18 protein-coding genes are annotated in these 20,190 nt (G+C 72.4%); 14 read left to right on the top strand and 4 right to left on the bottom strand.

Annotated features, from left to right (window positions below; genetic code table 11):
* Window positions 1-64 precede the first annotated feature (64 nt).
* From DEJ12_RS08270 to DEJ12_RS08225, 10 genes are all read left to right on the top strand, one after another.
* Window positions 65-1,261 (top strand): Gfo/Idh/MocA family protein, encoded by a 1,197-nt coding sequence (locus DEJ12_RS08270; protein WP_258370596.1) that lies wholly within the window; start codon window positions 65-67, stop codon window positions 1,259-1,261.
* A complete protein-coding gene (locus DEJ12_RS08265) occupies window positions 1,258-1,965 on the top strand; it encodes a ThuA domain-containing protein (protein WP_110865025.1) in 708 nt (235 codons plus the stop codon). Before DEJ12_RS08270 ends, DEJ12_RS08265 begins: the two co-directional genes overlap by 4 nt.
* On the top strand, window positions 1,950-3,062 hold the full coding sequence (locus tag DEJ12_RS08260) for a Gfo/Idh/MocA family protein (RefSeq protein ID WP_111029623.1): 1,113 nt from the start codon (window positions 1,950-1,952) through the stop codon (window positions 3,060-3,062). The genes DEJ12_RS08265 and DEJ12_RS08260 overlap by 16 nt, the downstream gene beginning before the upstream one ends.
* A 34-nt stretch (window positions 3,063-3,096) precedes the next feature.
* The gene (locus DEJ12_RS08255; protein WP_110865026.1) at window positions 3,097-4,146 is read left to right on the top strand and encodes a sugar phosphate isomerase/epimerase; all 1,050 of its coding nucleotides are present in this window, start codon (window positions 3,097-3,099) and stop codon (window positions 4,144-4,146) included.
* A gap of 46 nt (window positions 4,147-4,192) precedes the next feature.
* Complete coding sequence (locus DEJ12_RS08250; RefSeq protein WP_111029622.1) at window positions 4,193-5,455, top strand: ROK family transcriptional regulator; 1,263 nt, start codon at window positions 4,193-4,195, stop codon at window positions 5,453-5,455.
* Window positions 5,452-6,483, top strand: a complete 1,032-nt coding sequence (locus tag DEJ12_RS08245) for an NAD(P)-dependent alcohol dehydrogenase (RefSeq protein WP_111029621.1) — start codon at window positions 5,452-5,454, stop codon at window positions 6,481-6,483. Before DEJ12_RS08250 ends, DEJ12_RS08245 begins: the two co-directional genes overlap by 4 nt.
* 665 nt (window positions 6,484-7,148) lie before the next feature.
* Window positions 7,149-8,531 (top strand): MFS transporter, encoded by a 1,383-nt coding sequence (locus DEJ12_RS08240; RefSeq protein ID WP_111029620.1) that lies wholly within the window; start codon window positions 7,149-7,151, stop codon window positions 8,529-8,531.
* Between the two features lie 150 nt (window positions 8,532-8,681).
* Window positions 8,682-10,109, top strand: coding sequence for a bifunctional UDP-N-acetylglucosamine diphosphorylase/glucosamine-1-phosphate N-acetyltransferase GlmU (gene glmU / locus DEJ12_RS08235; protein WP_111029619.1), 1,428 nt, complete (start codon window positions 8,682-8,684; stop codon window positions 10,107-10,109).
* Window positions 10,110-10,170: 61 nt separating this feature from the next.
* The gene (locus DEJ12_RS08230; RefSeq protein ID WP_027464468.1) at window positions 10,171-11,148 is read left to right on the top strand and encodes a ribose-phosphate diphosphokinase; all 978 of its coding nucleotides are present in this window, start codon (window positions 10,171-10,173) and stop codon (window positions 11,146-11,148) included.
* Complete coding sequence (locus DEJ12_RS08225; protein ID WP_111029618.1) at window positions 11,145-11,924, top strand: putative protein N(5)-glutamine methyltransferase; 780 nt, start codon at window positions 11,145-11,147, stop codon at window positions 11,922-11,924. The genes DEJ12_RS08230 and DEJ12_RS08225 overlap by 4 nt, the downstream gene beginning before the upstream one ends.
* Window positions 11,925-12,464: 540 nt before the next feature.
* Here the strand turns inward: DEJ12_RS08225 and DEJ12_RS08220 are convergent.
* Window positions 12,465-14,099 (bottom strand): molybdopterin-dependent oxidoreductase, encoded by a 1,635-nt coding sequence (locus DEJ12_RS08220; protein WP_111029617.1) that lies wholly within the window; start codon window positions 14,097-14,099, stop codon window positions 12,465-12,467.
* Window positions 14,100-14,208: 109 nt separating this feature from the next.
* Between DEJ12_RS08220 and DEJ12_RS08215 the strand changes: the two genes are divergently transcribed.
* Window positions 14,209-14,964 carry a hypothetical protein gene (locus DEJ12_RS08215; RefSeq protein WP_146245071.1) on the top strand — a complete coding sequence of 252 codons (756 nt, stop codon included), beginning with the start codon at window positions 14,209-14,211 and terminating at the stop codon, window positions 14,962-14,964.
* Window positions 14,965-15,045: 81 nt separating this feature from the next.
* On the opposite strand, the gene gndA is transcribed toward DEJ12_RS08215, so the two are convergent.
* Window positions 15,046-16,503, bottom strand: coding sequence for an NADP-dependent phosphogluconate dehydrogenase (gndA, locus tag DEJ12_RS08210; protein ID WP_027464472.1), 1,458 nt, complete (start codon window positions 16,501-16,503; stop codon window positions 15,046-15,048).
* A gap of 112 nt (window positions 16,504-16,615) precedes the next feature.
* Here gndA and DEJ12_RS08205 point away from each other — a divergent pair, with 112 nt between their 5' ends.
* From DEJ12_RS08205 to DEJ12_RS08195, 3 genes are all read left to right on the top strand, one after another.
* Window positions 16,616-17,155 carry a gluconokinase gene (locus tag DEJ12_RS08205; RefSeq protein WP_111029615.1) on the top strand — a complete coding sequence of 180 codons (540 nt, stop codon included), beginning with the start codon at window positions 16,616-16,618 and terminating at the stop codon, window positions 17,153-17,155.
* 176 nt (window positions 17,156-17,331) lie between these two features.
* Entirely contained in the window at window positions 17,332-17,535 is a 204-nt protein-coding gene (locus tag DEJ12_RS08200; protein ID WP_175330845.1) for a ribbon-helix-helix protein, CopG family, read from the top strand.
* Window positions 17,532-17,909, top strand: a complete 378-nt coding sequence (locus DEJ12_RS08195; RefSeq protein WP_111029614.1) for a type II toxin-antitoxin system death-on-curing family toxin — start codon at window positions 17,532-17,534, stop codon at window positions 17,907-17,909. The genes DEJ12_RS08200 and DEJ12_RS08195 overlap by 4 nt, the downstream gene beginning before the upstream one ends.
* A 30-nt stretch (window positions 17,910-17,939) precedes the next feature.
* Here the strand turns inward: DEJ12_RS08195 and DEJ12_RS08190 are convergent, their stop codons facing one another.
* Together DEJ12_RS08190 and uxaC are read right to left on the bottom strand one after the other, a co-directional pair.
* Window positions 17,940-18,548, bottom strand: a complete 609-nt coding sequence (locus tag DEJ12_RS08190; protein WP_111029613.1) for a class I SAM-dependent methyltransferase — start codon at window positions 18,546-18,548, stop codon at window positions 17,940-17,942.
* A gap of 118 nt (window positions 18,549-18,666) precedes the next feature.
* Window positions 18,667-20,163 (bottom strand): glucuronate isomerase, encoded by a 1,497-nt coding sequence (uxaC, locus tag DEJ12_RS08185; RefSeq protein WP_111029612.1) that lies wholly within the window; start codon window positions 20,161-20,163, stop codon window positions 18,667-18,669.
* Window positions 20,164-20,190 lie beyond the last annotated feature (27 nt).

Here is a 20,190-nt window from a genome sequence, read left to right as displayed (position 1 = left end):
GCCGCGCCCAACATAAGCGGTAGTGTTGGCTGTGGCAAGCACGTGATCGCAAAGGAGCGAGCGGATGGCAAGTGAGTCGACGGTGCAGCAACGACTGCGGGTCGCGATGGTGGGGCACGGCTTCATGGGAGCCGCACACTCACAGGCGTGGCGGACCGCCCCGAGGTTCTTCGACCTCGGCGCCGAGCCGGAGATGGCGGTGATCGTCGGGCGTGATCCCGAACGCACCGAGGCCGCTCGGCAGCAGTACGGCTGGCAGGCGGCCTCCACCGACTGGCGTGCCGTCGTCGCCGATCCGGACATCGACGTCGTCGACGTCGTGTCCCCGGGGTCCTCGCACGTCGAGATCGCGATCGCCGCGCTCCAGGCCGGCAAGCACGTCCTGTGCGAGAAGCCGCTCGCGAACACCGTCGCCGAGGCCGAGGCGATGACCGCCGCCGCCGATGCCGCCCGTGCACAGGGTGTCCGGGCGATGGTCGGGTTCAGCTACCGCCGGGTGCCGGCCATCGCGTTCGCGCGGCAGCTGATGCAGGACGGACGGATCGGCACCGTGCGCCAGGTCCGCGCGCTCTACCTGCAGGACTGGTTGGCGGACGAGGACGGCCCGATGACCTGGCGCCTCGACAAGTCGCTCGCCGGCTCCGGTGCGCTCGGTGACATCGGCGCGCACGCCATCGACCTGGTCGAGCACGTCACGGGCGCGTCGCTCGCCACCGTGTCCGGCACACTCGAGACCTTCGTGACCGAGCGTCCGCTGATGGCCGAGGGGGTCGGGCTCTCCGGCACCGCGTCGAGCGAGCGCGGGCAGGTCACCGTCGACGACGCCGCGTTCTTCACCGCGCGGCTCGACGGTGGCGCGGCCGACGGTGCGATCGGCACGTTCGAGGCCACGCGCTACGCGACCGGGCGGAAGAACGGTCTGACGCTCGAGATCAGCGGGTCCGAGGGCGCGATCCAGTTCGACCTCGAGGCGATGAACGAGCTCCGGCTGTACGAGTCGAACGCCCCGGCGGGGGAGCAGGGGTTCCGCCGCATCCTCGTCACCGAGCCCGAGCACCCCTACATGGCCGCGTGGTGGCCGACCGGGCACCTCATCGGGTACGAGCACACCTTCAGCCACCAGGTGAAGGACTTCGTCGACGCGATCGTCGCCGGCACCGACCCGTCGCCCTCGTTCGCCGACGGCCTGCACGTACAGCGGGTCCTCGACGCGGTCGAACGCAGCGCCGCCGCCGGCAGCACCTGGACGGCGACGTCGTGAGCGCCGCCGAGCAGACCCGCCAGGCGCTCGTCGTCCGCGGCGGGTGGGACGGCCACCAGCCCGTCGAGACCACCGACCTGTTCGTCCCGTTCCTGCGCGAGAACGGGTTCGAGGTCCGGGTGTCGGACTCGACGGCCGTCTACGCCGACGCCGCCGTCATGGACGAGGTCGACCTGATCGTGCAGGTCGTCACGATGTCGACCATCGCCGACGACGAGTTCGCCGGGCTGCAGCGCGCGGTCCTGGGCGGCGCCGGACTGGCCGGCTGGCACGGCGGCATCGCGGACGCGTTCCGGAACACCGCCGACTACCTGCACATGGTCGGTGGCCAGTTCGCCCACCACGCCGGCAAGCACCCCGACGAGCGCGTCGGGGAACAGTCCGACAACTACATCCCCTACACGGTGCACCTCACCGACCTCGGGCACGAACACCCGATCACGCAGGGCATCGAGGACTTCGACCTCGTCACCGAGCAGTACTGGGTGCTGTCCGACGAGTACAACGACGTCCTCGCGACCACCACCCAGGACGCGCGCGACTTCGACGCCTGGAACCGACCGGTCACCGCACCGGCGATCTGGACACGGCAGTGGGGCGAGGGCCGCGTGTTCGTCTCCGCACCAGGGCACCGCCTCGAGGTCGTCGAGTCGCAGCCACTCCGCACCATCATCGAACGGGGACTCCTGTGGGCAGCACGGTGAACGAAGGGGTGCTCCGCGTCGGTGTCGTCGGCGTCGGGGTCATCAGCCAGCAGTACTTCGAGCACTTCCCGGCGCTGCCCGGGCTGTCGCTCGTGGCGGTCGCCGACCTCGACGTCGCCCGTGCCCAGCAGGTCGGTGCGGCACAGGGCGTTCGCGGCACCACCGTGGACGACCTGCTCGCCGCCGACAACGTCGACGTGGTGCTCAACCTGACGATCCCGGCCGCGCACGCCGACATCGCCACCCGGGCTCTCGCCGCCGGCAAGCACGTCTACGGCGAGAAGCCGCTCGCGATGTCCACCGCCGAGGCCGCACCGGTGCTCGAAGCAGCCCGCGCCGCCGGCCTGCGCGTCGGCAGTGCCCCGGACACCGTCCTCGGCACCGGCATCCAGACCGCACGGGCCGCCCTCGACGACGGCGCGATCGGCACCCCGGTCGGTGCCGCCGTCGCCTGGAGCGCCCCCGGGCACGAGCTCTGGCACCCCGCGCCGGCGTTCTACTACCAGCCTGGCGGCGGACCGCTCCTCGACATGGGGCCGTACTACCTGACCAGCCTCGTCACGTTCTTCGGGCCGGTCGTCCGGGTCAGCGGCAGCGCGACCCGCTCCACCCGCGAACGGACGATCGCGACCGGACCGAACGCCGGCACGTCGATCCCGGTCGACATCGACACCCACGTCGTCGCGATCCTCGAGCACGAGGGCGGCGTGGTCTCCACCGTGACCGTCTCGTTCGAGGTCTGGGCAACCCGCGCCCCGCTGTTCGAGGTGTACGGCACCGCCGGCACCCTGGGCGTCCCGGACCCGAACCGGTTCTCGGACACCGTGTCGATCGCCACCGCCGACGACCGCTCGTGGCGCGACCTGCCGGTCGCCGCCGGGTACGCCGACGCCGGCCGCGGCTACGGCCTCGCCGACATGGCCCACGCGATCGCGACGGACCGGCCGCACCGAGCCTCCGGTGACCTCGCGTTCCACGTGCTCGAAGTCATGGAGGCGGTCTCCGCCGCCGCCCGAGACCACTCGGTCGTCGACGTGCACTCGCGCGTCGAGCGACCCGCCACCGTCCCCGCCGGGTCCGCACCCGGATCCTGGTGACGGAACCCGACCACCGCGAAGAAGGACGACGACGATGACGACGACGGACGCGAGCGACACGACGGAGACGACCCGGGCCTCCCGGCCGGTCACCCTGTTCACCGGACAGTGGGCCGACCTGCCCTTCGAGGAGGTCGCCCGGCTCGCCGGCGAGTGGGGCTACGACGGGCTGGAGATCGCCTGCTGGGGTGACCACCTGGACGTCCGGCGCGCCGCGACGGATCCCTCGTACGTCGCCGAGCGCAAGGCGATCCTGGAACGCAACGGGCTGCAGGTCTGGACGATCGCCAACCACCTGGTCGGCCAGGCCGTGTGCGACGACCCCATCGACCAGCGGCACGAGGACATCGTCCCGCCGCACGTGTGGGGCGACGGCGACCCCGAGGGCGTGCGGCAGCGTGCGGCCGAGGAACTGCAGTGGACCGCCCGTGCCGCCGCGGCGCTCGGCGTGGACACCGTCACGGGCTTCTCCGGCTCGTCGATCTGGAAGACCGTCGCCGGGTTCCCGCCCGTGCCCCCGGGGATGATCGACGCCGGGTACCAGGACTTCCACGACCGCTGGTCACCGATCCTCGACGTCTTCGAGGAGGTCGGGGTCCGGTTCGCACTCGAGGTGCACCCGTCCGAGATCGCCTACGACTACTGGACCGCTGCGCGGACCCTCGAGGTGTTCCGCGACCGGCCGGCGTTCGGGTTCAACTTCGACCCGTCGCACTTCGTCTGGCAGGACCTCGACCCCGCGGCGTTCCTGCTCGACTTCGCCGACCGGGTGTACCACGTGCACTGCAAGGAGTCGGTGAAGCAGCTCGACGGGCGCAACGGTCGGCTGTCCTCCCACCTGCCGTGGGGCGACCCCCGGCGCGGGTGGGACTTCGTCACCGCCGGCCACGGGGACGTGCCGTGGGAGCGGGTGTTCCGCGTGCTGAACCACATCGGGTACGCCGGCCCGACCAGCGTCGAGTGGGAGGACGCCGGCATGGACCGGCTCGTCGGCGGGCCCGAGGCGCTGGCGTTCGTCCGGCAGCTCGGTACCATCGCGCCGCCGGACGCTTCGTTCGACGCCGCGTTCTCGCAGTCGCGCTGACCGGCCGACCACGACCCAGGACCCCACCCACCACCGAGGAGGACCCATGGCACGGCAGCCCACGGCGACGCCGGGCAACGCCGCGCGCGTCCTCCGGCTCGTCCACGAGGACGGCCCCGTCACCCGCGCCGAGCTCACCCGGCGCACCGGCCTGAACCGCTCGACGATCCTCGCGCTCGTCGGGGAACTCGTCGACGCCGGGCTCGTGCACGAGGAGACCCCCGCCGCGGGCACCCCCGGTGCCGGTGTCGGACGGCCGAGCGGGGTCGTCCGGGCGTCCGCCGACGTCCTCGCCGCCGCGGTCACGGTCGAGATCGACGCCGTCGGGGTCGCCCTCGTCGGCCTCGACGGCACCGTCCGCGACCGGCTGGTCGAGCCGCAGACCACCGTGCCCACCGCGGCGCAGGCGATCGACGCCGTCGCCCGGGTCCTCGCAGCACTCCTTGCCCGCACCGGACCGGCGGCCCGGATCGTCGGGGTCGGCGTCGCCGTGCCCGGCATCGTGCGGGTCGAGGACGGCACCGTGCGCGACGCCCCGCACCTCGGCTGGCGTGACGAACCCCTCGCCGCACCGCTCGCGGAACGCCTGGGGCTGCCGGTCCGGGCCGCGAACGACGCCAACCTCGGCGCCTGGGCGGAACGGCTGTACGGCAGCGCCCGCGGCGTCGACGACCTCGTGTACCTGAACGGCGGCGCGAGCGGCATCGGCGGTGGGATCGTCAGCGCCGGCCGGCCCTTCAGCGGCGCCGACGGGTACGCGGGCGAGCTCGGGCACACCTTCGTCGCGGCGAACGGGATCCGCTGCCACTGCGGTGCGGTCGGCTGCCTGGAGACCGAGGCCTCACGCTCCGCCCTCACCGCGGTGACCGGGACCCCGCCGGACGACCTCGACGCGCTCGCCGCGGCGCTCGCCGAGGGCCGGCCCGAGGTCGAGCGGGTCGTCGACCGACAGGTCACCGCACTCGCGACCGCACTGCGGAACGCCATCCACACCGTCGACCCGGAGGTCGTCGTGCTCGGCGGGTTCCTCGGTGCACTGCTCGGGCACGTCGGCGACCGGGTCGAGACCGACGTCCGGGCGCAGACGATGGCCGCGATGACCGATCGGCTCCGGATCGTCCCGGCGGCACTCGGCCGTGACGTCCTGGTCCGTGGCGCCGCCGAGATCGGCTTCGCGGTGCTGCTGCGCGACGCCGCGATGCCGGCGGCACCGGCACCGGCGACCATGTCCTCGGCGCCCGCAGCCGCCCCCTCCACCACCCTCACGTCCGGCCGCGACGACGCGGCCGAGGAAGCGAGAACCGCATGACCTCCACCCAGCGCACCAGCGTCCTGCTCGGCACCCAGGACCTCACCGTCGAGGACCGCCCCGTCCCCGCTGTCGACCCCGGCGACGTGCTCGTCCGGGTCGCCGCCGTGGGTGTCTGCGGCTCCGACGTGCACTACTTCCGCCACGGCCGCATCGGCGACTTCGTCGTCGAGGAGCCCCTCGTCCTCGGGCACGAGCTCTCCGGCACGATCGAGGCCGTCGGCGAGGGCGTCGACCCGTCCCGCGTGGGGGAGCGCGTGGCCATCGAGCCGCAGCGCCCCTGCCACCGCTGCGCGCAGTGCCTGGCCGGCCGCTACAACCTCTGCCCGCACATGCGCTTCTACGCGACGCCGCCGGTCGACGGGGCCTTCACCGAGTTCGTCACCATCGAGGCCGAGTTCGCGCACGTCCTGCCCGACGCCGTCTCGTTCGAGGCCGGCGCGCTCCTCGAGCCCCTGTCCGTCGGCATCGCCGCCGTCCGCAAGGCCGGCATCGTCCCCGGTTCGTCGGTGCTCATCGCCGGCGCGGGTCCCATCGGCATCATCTGCGCCCAGGTCGCGAAGGCCTTCGGTGCGTCGCGCATCGTCGTCAGCGACCTGGTGCCGGAGCGTCGTGCGCGGGCCCTGGAGTACGGCGCCACCGAGGTCGTCGACCCCACCGCCGTGTCCGTCGCGTCCGACATCGTCCCCGTCGACGCGTTCATCGACGCCAGCGGCGCACCCCGAGCGGTGTCGGACGGCATCAAGGCGGTCGGTCCGGCGGGTGCAGCGGTGCTGGTCGGGCTCGGCAACTCCGAGATGACGCTGCCGGTCGAGCACATCCAGAACCTCGAGGTCACGGTCACCGGGATCTTCCGGTACACGAACACGTGGCCGGTCGCCATCGAGCTGGTCGCGTCCGGGCAGGTCGACCTCGACTCGCTCGTCACCGGCCGCTTCGGGCTCGACGACGTCCGCGAGGCCCTCGAGAGCGACACCGACCCGGAGTCGCTCAAGTCCGTCGTCTACCCCGGCGGCGTCCCCGCCTGAGCGGGCACGGTGCGGGTTTCGCCGGCCCGGGCCGCGTTGCGCGCTTGGTGCGGCGTTGCCGCCGGGCACGGTGCGCGGAAGCTCGCACCGGGTGACGACGCACGCACGGTGCGGACGGGAGGCGCGGGGCCAGGCCGCCCCGGTCCTCCCGTCCGGCACGGTGCGCGGCCTGTCGGACGGTGCGGTGTTGGCCGCCTGGTGCGGCGTTGCCGCCGGGCACGGTGCGCGGAAGCTCGCACCGGGTGAGGACGCACGCACGGTGTGGACGGGAGGCGCGGGGCCAGGCCGCCCCGGTCCTCCCGTCCGGCACGGTGCGCGGTCTGTCGGACGGTGCGGTGTTGGCCGCCTGGTGCGGCGTTGCCGCCGGGCACGGTGCGCGGAAGCTCGCACCGGGTGGCGACGCACGCACGGTGCGGACGGGAGGCGCGGGGCCAGGCCGCCCCGCGCCTCCCGTCCCGCAGGGTGCACGGCCTGTCGGATGGTGCGGTGTTGGCCGCCTGGTGCGGCGTTGCCGCCGGGCACGGTGCGTGGAAGCGCGCACGGGGTGACGACGCACGCACGGTGCGGACTGGAGGCGCGGGGCCGGGCCGCCCCGCGCCTCCCGTCCGGCACGTGACCCGGAACGGGGCCACCGCCGCGTCACCGGGACGCGCTACGGTTCGCGCATGACCGCTTCACCGGCCGCCGTCGTGCCGCAGCGCACCGACCGGCGCGCGCTCGTCTCCTGGGCGCTCTGGGACTGGGGTTCCGCCGCGTTCAACGCGGTCGTCACCACCTTCGTGTTCAGCACGTACCTGGCCAGCCGGGCGTTCGTGGACCCGGCGCTCGTCGGCGACACGTCCGCGGCCGGCAAGGCGATCGTGGAACGTGAGCTCGCGCACAACGCGGCCGTCGTGTCCACCGCACTGACCATCGCGGGGATCGTCGTGGCCCTGGTGGCACCGGCCATGGGGCGGCTCGCGGACTCGTCCGGACACCGCCGCCGGTCGGTCCTCATCGCCACGATCGGCGTCGCGCTGTCGATCGGCGGCATGGTCTTCGTCGCGCCGAGCCAGCCGTACCTGCTGCTCGGCGCAGCCCTGCTCGGCATCGGGACCGTCGCCTACGAGATCGCGAGCGTCGGCTACAACGCCATGATCGGGCAGGTCGCCTCCGGGGAACGCACCGGCCGCGTCTCCGCCATCGGGTGGGCGGCCGGGTACTTCGGCGGGATCGTGCTGCTCGTCCTGCTGCTCGTGCTCTGCATCCAGGACTTCCGCGGCGACGGGGTCGTCGGCGGGCTCCTGCAGTTGCCGGCCACCGTCGCCACCGGGCAGTGGGACGTCCGCGTCGCGATCGGCATCGCCGCCGTCTGGCTGGCCGTCAGCTCGATCCCGCTGTTCCTCACCGTGCCCGAGGCGGTGCCCGACCGCACCCGCGGTGGCGGCGTGTTCAGCGCCTACGCGGACCTCGGCCGGGACATCGCGCGGCTGTGGCGCGAGCGCCGCAACGTCCTCGCGTTCCTGCTCGCCAGCGCGGTGTTCCGCGACGGTGTCGGGGCCGTCTTCACGTTCGGCGGGATCGTCGCCGCGCAGGTGTTCGGGTTCACGCCGTCGCAGGTCATCCTGTTCGCCATCGCCGCGAACGTCGTGGCCGGCATCGCGACGTTCGTCTCCGGACGCCTCGACGACCGGTTCGGGTCGCGTGCGCTCATCATGGTCTCGCTCGTCGGCCTCGCCGTGTGCGGGGTCGGGGTCTTCGCCGCCGGCAACGAGACGCAGTGGTTCTGGGTGCTCGGGCTGACCCTCGCCGTGTTCGTCGGCCCGGTGCAGTCGTCGTCCCGCGCGTACCTGGCGCGGCTGACGACCCCCGGCCGCGAGGGCGAGCTCTTCGGCCTCTACGCCACCACCGGCCGGGCCGCGTCGTTCCTCGCGCCGGCGCTGTTCGGCGTCGCGGTGACCGTCGGTGGGTCGACCCGGTTCGGGATCTTCGGCGTGGTCGTCGTGCTCGTCGCCGGGCTGGTGCTGATGGCGTTCGTCAAGCGGGAACCGCAGGGCGCGCGGGCCTGATCCTCGGCGTGCGGGGTCTGCCATAGGTCCCCGTCAGGCGGCCTGGAGGCGCGGTTCCCGTCCGTCCACAGGCTGCGGTTGTGCGCACGGTTCCGCACAGGGCCGTGGTCGCGTCGGGCGGCCCGGGCTGCGGTGCGCCAGGATGGGTGCATGACCGACCAGCGCATCGCCGTCGTCGTCCTCGCCGCCGGGCAGGGCACGCGCATGAAGTCGTCCACGCCCAAGGTGCTGCACCGGCTCGCCGGACTGCCGCTCATCGGGCACGTCCTGCGCACGGCGTCGTCGCTCAGCCCCGAGCACGTCGCCGTCGTCGTGCGGCACGAGCGTGACCTCGTCGCGGCCGAGGTCGTCGAGCGCGCCCCCGACGCGATCGTCGTCGACCAGGACGACGTCCCCGGCACCGGCCGTGCGGTCGAGGTGGCGGTCGAAGCACTGCCCGCCGACTTCGACGGCGCCGTCGTGGTGCTGTCCGGCGACGTCCCGCTGCTCGACGCCGCATCGCTCCGGCTCCTCGTCGACGCCCACGTCGGTGGCGGCAACGGGGCGACCTTCGTGAGTGCGATCGCCCCGGACCCGACCGGCCTCGGGCGGATCGTGCGCGACGCGTCCGGCGCCTTCGTCAGCGTCGTCGAGCACAAGGACGCGACGGCCGAGCAGCTGACCATCACCGAGGCGAACGCGGGCATCTACGCGTTCGACGTCGCACGCCTCCGGGCGGCCCTGCCGTCGCTCACCACGGCGAACGCCCAGGGCGAGAAGTACATCACCGACGCTCCGGCGCTGATCAGCGAGCGCGGCGGGCGCATCGACGTGGTCACCCTGACCGACCCGTGGCTCGTCGCCGGCATCAACGACCGTGCCCAGCTCTCCGACGCCGCGCGTGAACTCAACGCCCGCATCGTCCGCCGCCACCAGCTCGCCGGCGTCACCGTGCAGGACCCGGCGTCCACCTGGATCGACCTCGACGTCACGATCGAACCCGACGCCGAGGTCCTGCCCGGCACCCAGCTCATCGGCGCCACCGCGATCGCCGCCGGTGCCGTCGTCGGACCGGACACCACGCTCCGCGACACCGAGGTCGGGGCCCGCGCCACTGTGAACCGCGTCGACGCCACCCTCGCCGTGATCGGGGACGGTGCCTCGGTCGGCCCGTTCGCCTACCTGCGGCCTGGCACGATCCTCGGTGACGGCGGCAAGATCGGCACCTTCGTCGAGACGAAGAACGCCCGGATCGGCCGGGGCAGCAAGGTCCCGCACCTGTCCTACATCGGCGACGCCGAGGTGGGCGAGGACTCGAACATCGGCGCGAACACCATCACCGCGAACTACGACGGCGTGCACAAGCACCGCACCGAGGTCGGCTCGAACGTCCGTACAGGCTCGCACAACGTGTTCGTCGCCCCCGTTAGGATTGGTGACGGTGCGTACACCGGTGCCGGGACCACCGTCCGCAAGGACGTTCCGGCAGGATCGCTCGCGATCAGCTACGCCCCACAGCGCAACACCGACGGATGGGTCGAGGAACACCGACCCGGCACACCGGCGGCCGAGGCTGCTCGGCTCGCGAACGGCGAATAGATCCCGGCGACCACCCGTCGCCGACATCGACCCCTCGTGGGTCAGGGAGTGAGCACCGCACTTGTCCGGAATCAAGACAACCGGCCAGAAACGACTCGTCCTCGTCTCGGGGCGAGCACACCCGGCGCTCTCTGCCGAGATCGCGGAGGAGCTCGGGGTCGACCTCGTGCCGACCGATGCCCGGACCTTCGCGAACGGTGAGCTCTACGCCCGCTTCGACGAGTCGGTCCGTGGCTGCGACGCCTTCGTCATCCAGTCGCACACCGCGCCGATCAACGAGTGGCTCATGGAGCAGCTCATCATGGTCGACGCACTGAAGCGTGCCTCGGCGAAGCGCATCACGGTCGTGGCGCCGTTCTACCCGTACGCCCGCCAGGACAAGAAGGGCCGCGGCCGCGAGCCGATCTCGGCTCGCCTCGTCGCCGACCTGTTCAAGGCCGCCGGCGCGCACCGCATCATGAGCGTCGACCTGCACGCCGCGCAGATCCAGGGCTTCTTCGACGGCCCCGTCGACCACCTGTTCGCCATGCCGGTGCTGCTCGAGCGCTTCCGCCAGATCCTCGACCCGAAGACGCTCACCGTCGTGTCGCCCGACATGGGCCGCGTCCGTGTCGCCGACATCTGGTCCGAGAAGCTCGGTGCCCCGCTCGCCATCATCCACAAGCGCCGCGATCCGCTCGTGCCGAACCAGGTATCGGTGCACGAGATCGTCGGAGACGTCAGCGGCCGCGTGTGCCTGCTCGTCGACGACCTCATCGACACCGGCCGCACTATCGCCAAGGCTGCCGAGGCGCTCAAGAACGCCGGCGCCACGGGTGTCGTCGTCGCCGCGACCCACGCCGTGTTCTCCGACCCCGCCACCGAGCTGCTGCAGAGTGAGTTCATCGACCGCGTGGTCGTGACGGACACCCTGCCCCTGCCGATGGACAAGCGCTGGGACCGCCTCGAGGTCCTGCCGATCGCCCCGCTCATCGCCCGTGCCATCCACGAGGTCTTCGACGACGGTTCCGTGACGTCGATGTTCGACGGCGCCGCTTGACACATCCCGCGCGTGATGCCCTCGCGGCCCGGCTCCGGGCCGCGGGGTGCGTCTTCGCCGAGGACGAAGCCGACCTGTTGCTCGAGGCCGGCGACGGTGAGCCGGTGCGGCTCCGCACCCTCGTGCAGCGTCGGCTGGCCGGTGAGCCGCTGGAGTACGTGCTCGGGTGGGCTGCCTTCGACGGGCATCGCATCCGGGTGACCCCCGGGGTCTTCGTGCCGCGAGCCCGCACCACCGTCGTCGTCGAGCAGGCTGCGCGTCGGCTGCAGCGCTACGACCGCGTGGTCGACCTGTGCTGCGGTGCCGGCGCGATCTCGGTCGCCCTGTTCGGTCGGGTCGGCGCGCTCGACCTCGTCGCGACCGACATCGACCCGGACGCCGTCGACGTCGCAGCCGAGAACATCGGCGACCGCGGCATCGTCGTCGCCGGAGACCTGTTCGCGCCGCTGCCCGATCGGTTCCGCGGGGCCGTGGCGGTCATCGCGGTGAACGCCCCCTACGTGCCGACGGCCTCGATCGAACTCATGCCGAGCGAGGCCCGCGAGCACGAACACCGTGTCGCGCTCGATGGTGGTGCGGACGGCCTCGAAGTGCACCGCCGGATCGCAGCGGGTGCGGGGGAGTGGCTCCGTCCCGGTGGCGCCGTGGTCATCGAGGTGTCCGAGGCCCAGGCCGAGGCGTCCGCCGCTGCGTTCACGGCCGCCGGCTTCTCCACCGTGATCGAGCGGGACGCCGAGGTCGACGGCACCTGCGTCGTCGCGACCCTGCCCGCCTGACCCCGGTCTGTACGCCTGGTCCTGGTCTGCCTGGCCGTGGTGCCGAGCGGTCACGACATGCCGCTCAGGTTCGTCGAGCCGGCACGAAGTGTCGCCTGCGCGTCCGGGAACCGACGCTTTCTGCGCCCCCGGCGTGACGCACGTGGCGTGTCGCGCGGCCAGGGCGAGGGGCGGGGCGGGCTGTCACCGGGCCTCCAGGCCGTCTGGTGACCGGAGCGGGCCGGCGCCGAGCGGTCACGACATGCCGCTCAGGTTCGCCGAGGCGGCACGAAGTGTCGCCTGCGCGCCCGCGAACCGACACTTTCTGCACCCCCGGCGCGACGCACGTGGCGTGTCGCGCGGCCAGGGCGAGGGGCGGGGCGGGCTGTCACCGGGCCTCCAGGCCGTCGGGTGAGCGGAGCGCGCCGGCGTCGAGTGATCACGACATGCCGCTCAGGTCCACCGAGGTGGCACGAAGTGTCGCCTGCGCGTCCGCCTACCGACGCTTTCTGCCACCTCGACGGCCGTCTGCGGGCGTGTCGCGGACCCGCTCCAGGACGGTCAGCGCGCGTCGACCGTCACCGTGTGCCAGCCCGTCGCACCGTTGGGAGCCGGCGGCCGGTCCACGCTCGTCTGCACCTCGCCGTCCGCACTGGTCGCGCGCACCTCGATGCGGTGCGAGCCGGTGGTCGGCGTCCACCGCACCACCCACTGCCGCCAGGTGTCCGCGGAGACCGAGTCGGCGAGTTCGGCGCGCTGCCAGTCGCCGCCTCCGACGCGGACCTCGACGGCCTTCACGCCCTTGTGCGGCTGCCACGCGACCCCGGCGATCGCGACCGGCTTGCCTGCGGTCACGGTCGACCCGTTCCGCGGGGTGTCGATGCGGGACTCGAGCTTGACCGGGCCACGCTCCGACCAGCCACGCGGGGTCCAGTAGCCCTGCGCGTCGGCGAACCGGGTGACCTCGAGCTCGGTGACCCACTTCGTCGCCGAGACGTACCCGAACAGGCCCGGCACGACCATCCGCACCGGGAACCCGTGCTCGGTCGGCAGGGGCTCGCCGTTCATCCCGACCGCGAGCAGCGCCGCGGTGCCGTCGTCCTGCAGCACGTCGAGCGGGGTGCCGGCGGAGAACCCGTCGATGCTCCGTGAGAGCACCATGTCGGCATCGCCCGTCGGACGTGCCCGGGCGAGGAGCTCCCGGATGGGGTAGCCCAGCCAGCGGGCCGTGCCGATGAGGTCACCGCCGACCTCGTTCGACACGCAGCTCAAGGTGGCCACGTGCTCCTCGAGCGGCAGTGCGAGCAGCTCGTCCCAAGTCAGCGTGATCTCGTTCTCGACCGCGCCATGGATGCGGAGCGACCAGTCGGCGGGGTCGACCTGCGGCACCCGCAGGGCCGTATCGATCCGGTAGAAGTCGGCGTTCGGCGTGATGTAGGGGGTGATGCCGTCGACGTCCAGCGACGCACCCGCGGGGACCGCCGGTGCAGGGGTCGCGGCGGCGGGCAGCCGGATGGCCCGCCTGGCAGCAGCGGCCGCCTGCATCCCGGACGACCCCAGCCGGGAGGCGGTGCCCACCACGACCGCGACGGTCGCCGTCGCGACGCCCCAGACCAGGAACGTCCGCCGCTCCGTCGACGCCGGTCGCGGTGCCGCCGTCGGCACGGTCGCCGCGGCCTCCCACCGGCGCAGCCGCTGGAGCAGCAGGCGCAGGACGACCACTGCTGCCGCGATGCCGAGGACCGTCGGGGCGCCGTCGAGCGTCCCGCTGCCCGAGCGGGTACTGACGGCCAGCAGCGCCAGCACACCACCGGCGGCGAACACGAGGGCACCGAAGGGCGGTCGTGCACGTTCGAGGACACCGGCACCGGCGCTGATCGCGATGACGATCACCGTCATGAGCACGAACAGGGCGACCTTGTCCCCGGTGCCGAACACGGCGACCATGAAGTCCTTCGCACCCGGGGGAGCGAGGTCGATGACGGCGGATCCGACGGCGACCAGGGGGCTGCCCGCTCCGCCGAGCAGCAGCGCGCCGAACTCGGCGACACCGAGGAACGCGGCGGCGGCCACGACGCCGACGATCGCGGCGATCAGCGTCCAACGTCGGGTCGAAGGGGCATCGGGCCCGCCCGGGCCGTCCGACGGACCCGCCGTCGGTTGGCCGATCGGTTCGTCCGTCGTCTCGGTGGTCACCGCCCGAGCGTAGGTCGCCCGGCCGCTCGTGGGCTGTGTGTGCGGGCTTCCCCGCGCGTTCATCGGGTTCGGCCAGCAGGTGGCGCGCGGCTCGTGGGAGGATCGGACCGTGCTGCAGCGTCCGGATGGTGTCCCGCGGTCCGGTCGTGCCCGCGGTGCCGGGCGGACACCGATGTCTCCGGCACGTCGACTCGCCACCCTGCGCTGGGTCATCGTCGTCGTCTGGCTGGTCCTCCTGATCACCCGGATCGTCGTGGTCTCGACGGCGCCGGGCGTCGACCTCTCCTGGTACGGCATCGTGGAGTTCGGCGCGATCGCCCTCGGTGTCGTGGTCATCGTGGTCGCCGTCGTGCGGACCGCGACGGCACGGCGGCGGCAGGCGGACGAGGCCCTCGCGCTCGCCATCCGGCGGATCGACCCGACGGTGTGGCTGGTGCCGGCGGCGCCGACGCCCGAACTCCGTGGCGTCGTCGACGAGGTCCGTCCGGACACCCACCTCGGTTCGCGCGTGACTTGGGCCTTCGGCGCTACCGAGGCCTCCCTGTGGGAACTCGACGAACGGCGGGCGACCCGGCTGCTCGTGATCCGGTGGAGTCGTGTCGTGCACGTCGGACTCGAAGACGTGGCGGACGGCGTCGACGGCTCGGACGGCTCGGGGCGAGACGGTGGCTCCGAGCGCCCTGGCCGTTCCGCTGGCGCTCGCCGCGCGTGTGCGGTGGCGATCCACCACGTACGACCGGACGAAACCCCCGCGGTGGCGACGTTCTTCGTCCGGACCGCCCCCGGTTCGCGTCGGCTGCTCGGGCGCGGTCCACGGCTGGACCGGCTCGTCGCCGACCTGGCACGGGAACGCATCGTCGCCTGACGCGACGGAGGGCCCCGTGGTCAGCGAGGCCCTCCTTGCAGGACCCGCACCGACCTCCGTGGTCGGCAGCGGGTGCGGTCGTCAGTGCGTGGACGGCTCCTGCTCGACCTCGCGGCGGTCGTCGTCGGACCACAGCGTGTGGAAGGTGCCGTCCTTGTCGATGCGCTGGTAGGTGTGCGCGCCGAAGAAGTCGCGCTGGCCTTGGATCAGCGACGCGGGCAGACGGTCGGACGCGAGCGAGTCGAAGTACGACAGCGCGGACGAGAAGCCCGGAGCGGGGACGCCCGACGCAGCCGCGATGCCGACGATGCGGCGCCAGGCGGCTTCGCCCTCGGCCACCGCGTTCGCGAAGTACGGGTCGACCAGCAGCGACTCGAGCTTCGGGTTCTCGGCGTACGCCTCGACGATGCGGTTCAGGAACTGAGCTCGGATGATGCAGCCACCCCGCCAGATCTTCGCGACGTTGCCGAGGTCGATGTCCCAGCCGTACTCCTTCGCCCCGGCGATGATGAGGTCGAAGCCCTGTGCGTACGCGACGACCTTCGAGGCGTACAGCGCCGCACGCACGTCGTCGGCGAAGGTGTCCGGCACCTCGGCGATCTGCGGACGGTTCTTGACCGACTGCTGCACCGCGGCACGCTGCGTCGGCTTCGACGACACGGCGCGGGCGAACACGGCTTCGCCGATGCCCGAGACGGGGATGCCCAGGCCCACGGCGTTCTGCACGGTCCAGACGCCGGTGCCCTTCGAGCCGGCCGCGTCACGGATGACGTCGACGAGCGGCTTGCCGGTGTCGGCGTCGCGCTGCTTGAGGACCTCACCGGTGATCTCGATCAGGTAGGACTCGAGGTCGCCCTTGTTCCACTCGTCGAAGACCTGCACCAGGTCCTCCACCGAGAGCCCGCCGACGCGACGGAGCAGGTCGTACGACTCGGCGATGAGCTGCATGTCGGCGTACTCGATGCCGTTGTGCACCATCTTGACGAAGTGCCCGGCGCCGTCGGTGCCGATGTGGGTCACGCACGGTTCACCTTCGGCGACCGCGGCGATCGACTTCAGGATCGGCCCGAGCGTCTCCCAGGCCTCCTTCGAGCCACCGGGCATGATCGACGGGCCCTTGAGTGCGCCCTCTTCTCCACCGGAGATGCCGGTGCCGACGAAGTTCAGGCCCTTCTCGCGCAGGTCGTGCTCACGTCGGATGGTGTCGTGGAAGTTCGCGTTGCCGCCGTCGACGATGATGTCGCCCGGTTCGAAGCGTTCGGCGAGCTGTCCGATCACGGCGTCGGTGCCCTTGCCGGCCTGCACCATGATGATGGCGGTCCGGGGCTTCGACAGCGAGGCGACGAACCCGTCGATGTCCTCGGACGCGATGAACCCGGCGTCGCCGTGCTCCTGGAGCAGCTCCTCGGTACGGGCGTACGTGCGGTTGTAGACCGCCACCGTGTTGCCTTCGCGCGATGCGAGGTTGCGGGCGAGGTTCGAGCCCATCACTGCGAGTCCGACGACTCCGATGTTCGCCTGACCGTTGTTGTCTGCCACGAGGGCCTCCTTTGTCCTGACGTTGGCGCCCAACCTACGACCGGCGGTCTGGGATCGCACAGGTGTTGCGGGAACTGGGGACCAGAGTTCACCGGATCAATACTGTGGAGGGATGAGCGAGCTCGCTGTCCACCCGCCCGTCCTCGTGATGGGGGTCTCCGGCTCCGGCAAGTCCACCATCGGCCAGGCGCTCACCGACGCCCTGGTCGCGCAGGGCGAACCGTGCGTCTTCGTCGACGCCGACGACCTGCACCCGGTCGCCAACAAGGAGAAGATGCGGCAGGGGATCCCGCTCACCGACGACGACCGCTGGCCGTGGCTCGACGCCTGCGCCGAGCGGATCGCCGCGGTGGAATCGGACGGCTCCCGGTGCGTGATGGCGAACTCGGCGCTCAAGCGCGCCTACCGGGACCGGCTGCGCGAGTCCGCGCCGGGTCTCGTCATCGCCTTCCTCGACGGGTCGCGCGACCTGATCGCCGAACGGCAGTCCCACCGCCAGCACGAGTACATGCCGACGACGCTGCTCGACTCGCAGTTCGCGACCCTCGAGTGGCCGCAGCCCGACGAGGCCGCCGTCGCGGTGTCGATCGACGGATCGGTCGACGACACCGTGCGGGAGATCCTCGCCGCGCTCGCGGTCACCACCGCCTGACGAGCGTCGACGACCCGCGACGGATCCGGGCAGTTCCTCCACAGGGCGCAGTGCGGCCGTCGCCATCCCCAACCGATCCCCGGTCCCGTCCGCGTCGAGGGAGACGCTCGTACCGTCGCTCCATGACCACGATCACTGCCGCGCGTTCAGATACCACTCTTGATACCATCGACCCCATGGCCATGACCCTCCGACTCGACGACGACGAGGCAGCGGCGTTGCGCAAGCGTGCTGACCTCGAGGAGCGCTCGATGCAGGACGTCGCGCGCGCCGCCATCCGCGAGTACGTCGAGCAGCACAGCCGCAGCGATCTGATCGACGGCATCCTCGACCGAGAACTCCCGCGCTACGCCGAGGCGCTCGAACGACTCGGCAAGTGATCCACCTCACGACCGACGAGGCGTTGCACGTCGCTCGTCGGACCCTGGGAGCTGACTACGCGATCCGCGACGTCGGACTGCTCGAGGCGGCGGTCGCGCGACCCGCCGCGTCGGTGGGCGGGAACGACGCCTACCCGACGCTGGTCGAGAAGGCGGCGGCGCTCGTCCACTCCGCCGTCCGGAACCACGCCCTGGTCGACGGCAACAAGCGCCTCGGGCTGATGCTGCTCGTGGTCTTCCTCGGCGTGAACGGCGTCCGGCTCCACGCCTCGAACGATCAGGCGTACGACTTCATCGTCGCGATCGCCGAGGGGGAACTCGATGCCGTGCCGGAGATCGCTGCTGCTCTGACCGCGATGGTCTCGGACGCCTGACCGGCCGCTGGAACGGACAGCGGTCAGCGATCAGCGGCGCACCGCACTGATCGCCCCGTGCGGCCGGGCCCCCGGGTCCGTGCGGGTGTGGACGTCCACGACGTCGAAGCCCGCTTCGTCCAGCAGCGCCGCCAGGGACGCGACCGGCCAGCGGTAGGCGGTGACGACGGCGTGGTCGAAGGCCTCGACCGCGGCGCCCTCGAAGAACCCGAGCAGCAGCCCACCGCCGGGGGCGAGCACCCGACGGAACTCGGCGAGTGCCCCACCGATCTGCGACGGTTCGTGGTGGATCACCGAGTACCAGGCCAGGACCCCGTCGACGCTGCCGTCCACGAGCGGGAGCGCGTCGAGCGACGCGACCCGGAAGTCGATGTCCGCGTCCACGGCGCCGTGCGTCCGTCGTGCGTGCTCGACGAACTCAGGCGCCGCGTCGATGCCGCTGACACGGTGCCCCTGCCGTGCGAGGTGCGCCGTCCAGTGACCGGGGCCGCACCCGGCGTCGACCAGGGGACCGCTTCGACCGGCTGCCCAGGCGTCGACGAGGGCTCGGTCGTCGGGGTGGACGGTGTCCATCGACCCGAGCAGTGCCGCGTACTCGTCGGCCCGAGCGCCGTACGCCGCCGTCACCCGCTCCGTCATGCGCCCGACCGTACCGCCGCAGCGCCGAACCGTGCGAGGTTCCGTGTTCCGTGCGACCCGGCACCCCTCGCACCAGGCACGGAACCTCGCACCACGCGGCAGTGCGGCGCCGCCAGCGTCAGAGCTTGAACGTCGCCCGAGGGATGTCGGACACGATGCGGCGGGCGGTGCGGACGGCGTCCTCCTCGGAGACCTGGTGCGTGACCACGAGCGACGCCAGGTACGCCGCGTCTGCCCGCCGCGCCATGTCGTGCCTCGCGGGGATGGAGCAGTACGCGCGGGTGTCGTCGATGAACCCGGAGGTCTTGGTGAACGACGCCGAGTCGGTGACGGCCGACCGGTAGCGCCCGATGGCCGCCGGGGTGTCGATGAACCACCACGGCGCGCCCGCGTACACGGCGGGGTAGAAGCCCGCGAGCGGCCCGATCTCGCGCGAGAAGACGGTCTCGTCGACGGTGAAGAGCACGAGGTGGAACCCGGGAGCGGTGCCGAAGGACTCGAGCAGCGGCCGGAGCGGCTCGGTGAAGGACCCGACGGCCGGCAGGTCGTGCCCGGTGTCCGGCCCGAAGCGCTCGAGCGTCGGGGTGTGGTGGTTCCGGATCACCCCGGGATGCAGCTGCATGACGAGGCCGTCCTCCACGCTCATCTCCGCCCAGCGGTAGAGCATGTCGTGCCGGTACGCCGTCGCCTCGGCCTCGGTGACCGAGGACGCATCGCGCAGCGCCGCGGCGTGGATGCGCTCCCGCTCGCTCGACGGCAGGGGAGCGGAGCCCGCGTCGAGCACTCCGGTGTCCGTGGCGGTCGCACCGTGCTCGATGAAGTAGTGGCGACGTGCGCGGAGAGCCGCCAACAGCCCTGCGTGGCTGCCCGTGTCAATGCCGGCGGCCTCGCCGATCGACGCGACCACGGGCCTCCAGTCCGACCGCGTCGGGTCGAACACGGCGTCCGCGCGGAACGTGGGGAGGACCCGGCCGGTGAAGCCGGGGTCCGCCGCGAGCTGCGCGTGCGCAGCGAGGTCGTCCGCCGGGCCGTCCGTGGTGGCGAGGACCTCGATGCCGAAGGCGTCGAAGAGCGCGCGTGGCCGGAACGGGGGCGACGCCAGCAGGCCGGCGATGTGGTCGTACTGGTCGTCCGCGTTCGCCGCGGACGGCGCCTGGTCGAGCCCGAACACGTCGTGCAGCTCCGTCTCGAACCAGTAGCGCACGGGGGTCCCGAGGAAGTCGTCCCAGTGCTCCGCCAGCTGCCGCCAGATGGCACGGCCTGGCGGCGTCGGCTCAGCGGCATCGCGCCAGCGATGCGCCGACGCCGCCGGGCGAGCCTGCGAGCCCGGGCGGGGCCCCGACCGGTCCGCGCGTCCCAGCGCGGCCAGGTCCACCCCGTTCGCGTGCAGCAGGCGGAGCACGTAGTGGTCGGGCGTGATGAGCAGCGATGCGGGGTCGCTGAACGGCTGGTTCGAGGCGATCAACGCCGCATCGACGTGCCCGTGCGGCGAGATGATCGGGGCGTCCTTGACCGCCTCGTACACGGTGCGTGCCACGGCTCGCGCTCCGGGGTCGGCGGGGAACAGCCGGTCGGGGTGCGGTGCGAGCCGGGTGGGGGTGCTGGTGCGGGTCATCATCGACTCCTTCGGGGGCGGCGGGTT

The sequence above is a fragment of the Curtobacterium sp. MCLR17_059 genome, assembly GCF_003234665.1.
GTDB classification, from domain to species: domain Bacteria; phylum Actinomycetota; class Actinomycetes; order Actinomycetales; family Microbacteriaceae; genus Curtobacterium; species Curtobacterium flaccumfaciens.
Note: the sequence above shows the minus strand (reverse complement) of the source record. Positions and strands in the feature narration are given on the sequence as shown.

Bases quoted from the DNA above. Each gene is read 5' to 3' on its own strand.
- DEJ12_RS08190 (WP_111029613.1), bottom strand. From the start codon at position 18,548: ATGACGGAGCGGGTGACGGCGGCGTACGGCGCTCGGGCCGACGAGTAC.
- DEJ12_RS08205 (WP_111029615.1), top strand. From the start codon at position 16,616: ATGAGCGAGCTCGCTGTCCACCCGCCCGTCCTCGTGATGGGGGTCTCC.
- DEJ12_RS08270 (WP_258370596.1), top strand. From the start codon at position 65: ATGGCAAGTGAGTCGACGGTGCAGCAACGACTGCGGGTCGCGATGGTG.
- DEJ12_RS08250 (WP_111029622.1), top strand. From the start codon at position 4,193: ATGGCACGGCAGCCCACGGCGACGCCGGGCAACGCCGCGCGCGTCCTC.
- DEJ12_RS08200 (WP_175330845.1), top strand. From the start codon at position 17,332: ATGGCCATGACCCTCCGACTCGACGACGACGAGGCAGCGGCGTTGCGC.
- DEJ12_RS08240 (WP_111029620.1), top strand. From the start codon at position 7,149: ATGACCGCTTCACCGGCCGCCGTCGTGCCGCAGCGCACCGACCGGCGC.
- DEJ12_RS08245 (WP_111029621.1), top strand. From the start codon at position 5,452: ATGACCTCCACCCAGCGCACCAGCGTCCTGCTCGGCACCCAGGACCTC.
- uxaC (WP_111029612.1), bottom strand. From the start codon at position 20,163: ATGACCCGCACCAGCACCCCCACCCGGCTCGCACCGCACCCCGACCGG.
- DEJ12_RS08255 (WP_110865026.1), top strand. From the start codon at position 3,097: ATGACGACGACGGACGCGAGCGACACGACGGAGACGACCCGGGCCTCC.
- glmU (WP_111029619.1), top strand. From the start codon at position 8,682: ATGACCGACCAGCGCATCGCCGTCGTCGTCCTCGCCGCCGGGCAGGGC.